Annotated in this window: 5 protein-coding genes; 3 read left to right on the top strand and 2 right to left on the bottom strand. The window is 65.6% G+C overall.

The annotated features are described in order from the left end of the window. Window positions 1–47: 47 nt before the first annotated feature. The gene (locus tag U5805_RS30240; protein WP_322107164.1) at window positions 48–1391 is read left to right on the top strand and encodes an MFS transporter; all 1344 of its coding nucleotides are present in this window, start codon (window positions 48–50) and stop codon (window positions 1389–1391) included. A gap of 79 nt (window positions 1392–1470) precedes the next feature. Here U5805_RS30240 and U5805_RS30245 read toward each other — a convergent pair whose 3' ends face one another. Next, entirely contained in the window at window positions 1471–1932 is a 462-nt protein-coding gene (locus tag U5805_RS30245; protein WP_322107165.1) for a MarR family winged helix-turn-helix transcriptional regulator, read from the bottom strand. Next, on the bottom strand, window positions 1929–2342 hold the full coding sequence (locus U5805_RS30250) for an ester cyclase (protein ID WP_322107166.1): 414 nt from the start codon (window positions 2340–2342) through the stop codon (window positions 1929–1931). The genes U5805_RS30245 and U5805_RS30250 overlap by 4 nt, the downstream gene beginning before the upstream one ends. A 315-nt stretch (window positions 2343–2657) precedes the next feature. Between U5805_RS30250 and U5805_RS30255 the strand changes: the two genes are divergently transcribed. Beyond that, window positions 2658–4865, top strand: a complete 2208-nt coding sequence (locus tag U5805_RS30255; RefSeq protein WP_322107167.1) for a TonB-dependent siderophore receptor — start codon at window positions 2658–2660, stop codon at window positions 4863–4865. Window positions 4866–6295: 1430 nt separating this feature from the next. Beyond that, entirely contained in the window at window positions 6296–7081 is a 786-nt protein-coding gene (locus tag U5805_RS30260) for a hypothetical protein (protein ID WP_322107168.1), read from the top strand. Window positions 7082–7156: the final 75 nt, after the last annotated feature.

Below are 7156 nucleotides of genomic sequence, written 5' to 3' on the forward strand. Positions count from 1 at the left end.
TCCGCCCATGCAGTTTGCCATTCGCACACCGGTTGCGGAGGCGAGCGATGAACGCCGTCAACGTGTCCGCGCTGATCGAGCGGCAGAAGCTCGGCGGCTTCGCGCTGCTGCTCATCGTCTGGTGCTTCATCATCGTGCTGATCGACGGCTACGACCAGGTGGCCGCCGCGTTCGCCGCGCCCGCGCTGATTCACGCATGGCACACGAATGCGGCCAGCTTCGGTCGCGTGTTCGGCGTGGGGTTGTTCGGCGTGCTCGTGGGTTCGTTGCTGCTGGGCGCGAGCGGTGACCGCTTCGGTCGGCGGCCCACGATCATCTACGGTTCGATCTGGTTCGGAATCCTGACTTTCCTCTGCGGCTACGCCACTTCGCTCGAAGCACTGACGTGGCTGCGCTTTTTCGCGGGCATCGGCATGGGCGGCGTGGTGCCGAATACGGTCGCGCTGGTTTCCGAATATGCGCCCAAGGCACGCCGCGCCACCTGGATCACGCTGATGTTCTCCGGCTTTTCGATTGGCGCGGGCGGCGGCGGGGCGGTGGCGTCATGGCTGTTGCCGCGTTACGGCTGGCCCGTGCTGTTCATGGTGGGCGGCGCGGCGGCCGTGAGCGTGGCGCTGGCCTCGTTCGTGCTGCTGCCCGAATCCATCCGTTTCCTGATCGTGAACGGCCGCGATGCGCGCAAGATTCACCGGATCGCCTGGCGGCTGGGCGCGACGGATGCCGACGCGAATGCGCGCTATGTCGTCGACGACGAAACGCGCGTGCGCGCCCGCCCGGCAGCGTTGTTCCAGCACGGCCTCGCGTGGGTGACGCCGCTCTTGTGGGCGCTGTTCATTCTCAATTCGCTCGCGCTGCACTTTTTGCAGAACTGGCTGCCGATCTTGTTCGGCATGGGGACGCTCTCGCCCGCACGCGCCGCGCAGGCCGCGATGATGTTTCCCGTGGGCGGCACCGTGGGCGCGCTCGCGTTGAGCCGGTTCGTCGATCGTTACGGCATTCGCGTGCTGCTACTGCTCGCCGTGGCCGGTTGCCCGATCGCCGCCTCGCTCGGCATGCCGATGCCCACCGGCTGGCTGTTCGCCGCCGTGTTCGCAAGCGGCGTATGCGTGATCGGCAGTCAGTTCGCGCTCTACGCGGTTTCGGGCATGGTCTATCCGACGACGCTGCGCTCGACCGGCGTGGGTTCGGCAATCGGCATCGGCAAGCTCGGCTCGGTGGCGGGCTCGCTGTTGGGCGGCGTGCTGCTGGCGATGCATTTGCCCGTTGGCACGCTGTTCTTCAATCTCGCCACGGTATTCGTGTTCATCGCGTTGCTCGCCGCGTGGCTTGGCGGCGTGCGGCGCGGCGCGAACGCCCCGGAAATCGCGCGCACGCCGCGCGCGGCGGAGTGAATGCCGGTCATTGGCAGTCCAAACTAACGGACGTCGGTGTTCGAACGCGCCGGTCCTGTTGCAGGGCGATCCGTTCCGCCTAGCCGATGAGTTTGTCGAGCGTGCGAATCGCGGCTTTCAGCAGCGCGCGTTCCTCGGCGTCGGTTTCGTTCAGCAATTTCCCGGCCAGCCATTGAGCGCGCGCGGCGCGTTCTCCGGCGAGTTGCGCGCGGCCCGCATCGGTAACTTGCACGATATAAGCGCGCTTGTCCGCCGAGTCGGGTTGCGCGATCAATAGCCCTTGCTCCACGAGTTTCATGACGATCAAGCGCATGGTTTGATGCGTCACGCCGCGACGTTCCGCGAGCGCGGCAATGCTGGCCGGTCCCGTGCGTTCGAGCAACGCGAGCGTCTCCTGCTGGGCGTTCGTTTGCGTGCCGCTGTGCTCGCGTACGGTTTTCACGAATCGGCTCACGACATCGCGCAGCGATTCGGCGAGCAGCACGGCTTCGGCGTTGGCGTGCGCGCGTTTGTTGCGCGCGCCGTGCCCGGAAGCGCTCACGACTGACGCAACCGCGCGACGAGGGCGGCCAGCGTATTCACGCCCCAATGCTCGGCATATTGCCCATTACGCACGCGCACGATGTCGATGACGTCGATCGCCACGTCCTTGCCCGTTGCCGCCACGCCGCCCAGCGCGCCCACGTGTCTGCCGGTGATGGTCTTGCGTGTCACGACCTTGTCGCCGTCGCAAAGCTGCTCATGAATCCGCACCTGCAAATCGGCGAGCGCGGGCCGCAGCACCGAGTCGAAGGTTTTCCACATCGCTTCCGCGCCGCGCAGCGTTTCGTCGGGGGCCGACCAGTTGACGAAGCCTGGCGCCATGAGCATTTCGAAGGCGTCGCGGTTGCCGTCCTGGATCACTTCGCGGTTGAAGCGCGCGACGACGCTCTTGGGATCGGGTTGGGCCATAAGCGGGCTCCGGTGTGTGGGTTGGCCGCGTCAATCGTGCGGTCGATGGGCCGGATAATATACAGCGATGCTGTATATTTCAAGCCCATATGTTGTCCATATGTTCGCGGCGCCGAACTGGATGGTGTCTCCCGTCATGGCGCGTCGGCAAAGCGCTAAACCGTCGCCCCGCTGCAACAACTTGCGAGGAAACGTTAATTTTTGGTATCCATGGCGCATTCCGAGCCTTACAATCGCGAATGATTCGTATTTATAACATCGCGATTCTTCTCGCATCTTCGGAAAAAGAGCACAAACCTTATGTCACAGCGGGGAATGCAACAGAAATCGGCTCGGCGCACGGTACTCGCGTCGGCGGTCGAAAGGGTCTTCGTCGGTCTCGCCGCGGCCGCGGCATTGCAGGCGAGCGCGTATGCGCAAGCCGTCACGGCGGAGAGCAGCCCGCAGGCCGCTCAGGCGGACCTGGGCGGCGACACGTCGAAGGAGACAGTGCTGCCCGCGGTCGTCGTGAAGGCGGCGGCCGCGCCCGGCGCATTGCCTGCGCCGTATGCGGGCGGCCAGGTGGCGCGCGGCGGCGGCATCGGCGTGCTCGGCACCGCCAACGTGATGGATCAGCCGTTTAGCACGACTAACTATACGGAGCAGATGATTCGCGACACGCAGGCGCGCACGATCGGCGACGTGGTCGTCAACAACGCTTCGGTGCGCACCGAGCAAAGCGCGGGCGGTTTCGGCGACGTGTTCCAGATTCGCGGCTTCGACGTGCAGGCCACCGACGTCGCGCTGAACGGCCTGTACGGCATGGTTTCGGCCGCGCGCGTGCCGGTCAACCTGCTGGAGCGCGTGGAAGTGCTGCAAGGGCCGGGCTCGCTCGCGTACGGCATGGGGCCGGGCGGCAGCGTGGGCGGCGCGATCGACATCGTCACCAAGCGCGCCGACGACGAACCGCTCACGCGTCTCACGGCGCTGTATCAGTCGAAAGGCCAGTTCGGCATGGACGCGGACATTGGCCGCCGGTTCGGCGACGAAGGCCAGTGGGGCATTCGCTTCAACGGGCAGATCAAGGACGGTCAAACCGGCATTGCGCACGGCAACCAGCTTCAAGGCGACAGCGCGCTCGCACTCGATTATCGCGGCAAGCAGTTGCGCTGGTCGCTCGACGCGTACAACGTTTCCGAGAACACGGACGAACTGCGCTCGCAGATCGGCCTTGCGGGCGCCACGGCGCTGCCCGCCGTGCCTTCGGCGTACAACAATCTCTACCCCGGTTCGAAGCTCAAGCTGCGCGATACGGCCGTGATGACGCGCGCCGAATACGACATCAATCCGCACGTGACCGTGTACGGCGCGGCGGGCGAGCACTACGGCACTTCGGCGCAGAATTTTCCGTGGGCGAGCGGCATGACCTCGGCCGGCGATTTCAGCGTCTACAACGGCTATTACGATCAGTACACGCGCACGAAAACCGTCGATGCGGGCGTGCGCTTTCACTTCGACACGTTCGGCGTGAAGCACACGCTGGTGGCGGGGGCCACGAGCCTGAACCAGGAGATCGGCTACTTCTACGCGCTGGGCACGACCCCGGTGGCGTCGAACCTCTATAGCCCGACGCCGCTGCTGCCTGTCGACGTGCCGCGCGGCGACGCGCAGCGCAGTTCGCAAACGCGCCTGAACAGCCAGCAGGTGATCGACACGATGTCGTTGTTCAACGATCGTCTGTTGATTACGGGCGGCTTCCGTCGCCAGACCATCGGCGTGGACAACTACGACGTGAGCACCGGGCTGCGCCAGGATTCGCTCGACCAGCAGGCGATTTCGCCGCTCGCGGGCATTGTCGTGAAGCCGCTCGCGAACGTGTCGGTGTACGGCAATTTCACCTCGGGCCTGTCGAACGGCGGCACCGCGCCGGCCGGCACCGCGAACCAGGGCCAGGCGTTCGCGCCGTACAAGTCGAATCAATACGAAGCGGGCGTGAAGGCCGACTGGGGCCGCGTGATGACTTCGGTCGCGGTGTTCCAGATCGCGCAACCGAACGGCGTGACCGATCCGGTCACGAACATCTACGGCTACAACGGCAAGACGCGGGTGCGGGGTCTGGAGTTGTCGGCGTATGGCGAGGTGTTTCGCAGCCTGCGCCTGATGGCGAGCGCCACGTTTTACGATCCGAAGGTTTCGGGCACGGCGGGCGGCGCGCAAGACGGCAACGATCCGGGCGGCGTGCCGAAGTTCGCCTTCAACCTGGGCGCCGATTACGATTTGCCGTGGGTGGCGGGCTTGAGCGTGAATGGCCGCGTGATTCATACGGGCGCGCAGTATTACGATTCGAGCGACGCGCTGCGCCTGCCCGCGTGGACGCGTTACGACGTGGGCCTGCGTTACGCCACGCGCGTGGCTTCGAAGGATGTCGTGTTCCGTGCGAACGTCGAAAATCTCTTCGGCAGCCGCTACTGGATTCAGCAGGGCACGTACGTGACGAATGCCGCGCCGCGCACGGTGCTGCTCTCCGCACAAGTGGACTTCTGATCGCGCGCTGCACGTGCGAATCGTGAAGAGGGCCGGGCCGCATCGCGCTGCCCGGCCCTTTCATTTACATGTCGATACGGAGTCGAACGCGCGCTGCTCGGTCCGGCTCCGCATTTCGATAGTTCAATTTTGAACGCTTTGGCGCGCGGCGTTTCGATTCGTCGCGGCGAGCGGCCATATTCCCGTCGTGCGACGTGGTCGCCCCGCGCGGCAGGCGTTCGTCTTGTCAGACGAATCTCGTTGCACGCTCAACGATCGGGCCAGGTCTCGCGTAGCGTCTTTCACTTTTGTCACGCCTTTCGCGGCAATGCCGAGGCCGCGTTTCAGCATCGAAACGTTTCCCGTACGTTTTCAATCATGCGTTGCGTATGGCCGCGGCGAACTCCGTTTCGGGGCGCGTATCGCGGCCGATGGCACGGATCTGGCTAAAAGAGCCGCCCAGGCAGCCGGTCGCCGTCATGCGCTGTTCGCTGGCTTCACTTGCTTTCAGGTGTTGGCGAACCCCGCGCACGTCAGACCGCTCGAAGTGCTTGTTTCCTGTCGCCCCGATCCGGTCTGCGGCAAATCACAAGCCATCCTGCGTTGGTGATCCCCGCGGATTACTCGCCGGCTGGATACCTTGTGTGCCGCACGCATCGGATGAATCATGCGCGCCGCTTTGTGGCGGCGCGTGCCGGGACGTAGCGGCTTTCGCTTGACGAGGCGCGGCACGCGTTCACGACGCGCCCCCGCGTGCGATGCGCGATTTGCGATGTCGCGCGCTGCCCTCGTCTCACGGGAGAACGCGATGAGACATTCGAAGATCAATCAGCACTACTATGCAATGAGCCGGGGGCTGAAGCTGTGCGCCATGAGCGCGGCCATTGCCCTGCCGGCGATGGCCGCGCACGCGGCCGGCAACGGCGCTTCGCCAGCCGTTGCGCAACCCCTGCTCGTGACCGCCGATGCGCCTTTGCCGGCGAGCGGCGCGGGCGTGAATCCCGTTGGCATCTCCGCCGATGCGGGCGGCGCGTTTGCCACTGCTTCGACGCAAGGGCCAGGCGACGCGAGCCGCGCGACGCAGAGCGGGCCACAAGTCGAATTCACGCATGTTGCCGGGACCGCATCCGGCTTCTCGGGGCCGAACGATTGTCCGGGACAACTGGGCGCCTGTTCGGGCGGGGATAGCGGCTACGCGAAGCTCGCCGCGAACGACAGCGTCGGGCCTGGCGGCAACAGCGCGGGCATGGGCGCGCCGGCTGTGTCGGGCAGCACGGCGACTTCGGGATCGGTTGGCACTTCGGGTTCCACCAGCGTGGGCGGCAATTCGCCGGGGAAGTCGGGCGGCGGGGCGGCTGCGGGTGGCGGTAGTGGGAGCAGCGGCAGTAATGGAAGTGGCGGGAGTAAGGGGAGTAGTGGAAGTAGCGGAAGTAACGGAAGTAGCGGAAGCAATGGAAGCAGCGGAAGCAATGGCAGCAGCGGAAGCAGTGGAAGCAGTGGAAGCAGTGGAAGCAGTGGAAGCAGTGGAAGCAGTGGAAGCAATGGAAGCAATGGAAGCAATGGAAGCAATGGAAGCAATGGAAGCAATGGAAGCAATGGAAGCAATGGAAGCAATGGAAGTAGCGGAAGCAGCGGAAGCAGCGGAAGCAGCGGAAGTAGCGGAAGTAGCGGAAGTAGCGGAAGCAGCGGAAGTAGCGGAAGCAGCGGCAGCAGTGGAAGCAGCGGTCACGGCAGCGGTAGCTCCGGCGGAAGCAGCAGTGGTTCAAGCGGCAGCAGCAGCGGGCATGGCAGCGGGAGCGGCGGCGGTTCGAGCGGCAGCGGTAGTTCGGGCGGCAGCGGTAATTCAAGCGGCAGCGGTAGTTCGAGCGGCGGCAGTAGTTCGGGAGGAAGCAGCAGCGGGCATGGCAGCGGAAGCGGCGGCAGTTCGAGCGGCAGCAGTGGCAGCGGTCACGGCAGCGGCTCGGGCAGCAACGGTAGTGGTCAAGGCGGCTATGGCGGCGGTAGCTCCGGTTCGAGCGGCAGCGGCGGCAATAGCGGCAGCGGCTGCGGACCGAGCGGCTCTAGCGGCCCCTCGGGTGGCCATTCTGGCGGCTTCGGTGGAGGTTTCGGAGGTGGCTTTGGCGGCGGTTTCGGCAGAGGGGGATCGTCGGGCGGTCCGGGTGGAGGACACGGCGGTGGTTACGGTGGCGGCCACGGCGGCGGTGGCGGTCACGGCGGTGGCCACTAATCCGGCATGACGAGGCGCGTGGGCGAACGCGGCGCCGGCGCAGTTACGCGCTGGCGCGAAAGCCGCCCGCCCGCGCACTCGTCGT

The organism is Paraburkholderia sp. J41, assembly GCF_905220235.1.
Taxonomy (GTDB): Bacteria; Pseudomonadota; Gammaproteobacteria; order Burkholderiales; family Burkholderiaceae; genus Paraburkholderia.

Excerpts from the sequence above, each read along its gene's own strand:
- U5805_RS30250 (WP_322107166.1), bottom strand. The coding sequence starts at position 2,342 with ATGGCCCAACCCGATCCCAAGAGCGTCGTCGCGCGCTTCAACCGCGAA.
- U5805_RS30240 (WP_322107164.1), top strand. The coding sequence starts at position 48 with ATGAACGCCGTCAACGTGTCCGCGCTGATCGAGCGGCAGAAGCTCGGC.
- U5805_RS30255 (WP_322107167.1), top strand. The coding sequence starts at position 2,658 with ATGCAACAGAAATCGGCTCGGCGCACGGTACTCGCGTCGGCGGTCGAA.
- U5805_RS30260 (WP_322107168.1), top strand. The coding sequence starts at position 6,296 with ATGGAAGCAGCGGAAGCAATGGCAGCAGCGGAAGCAGTGGAAGCAGTG.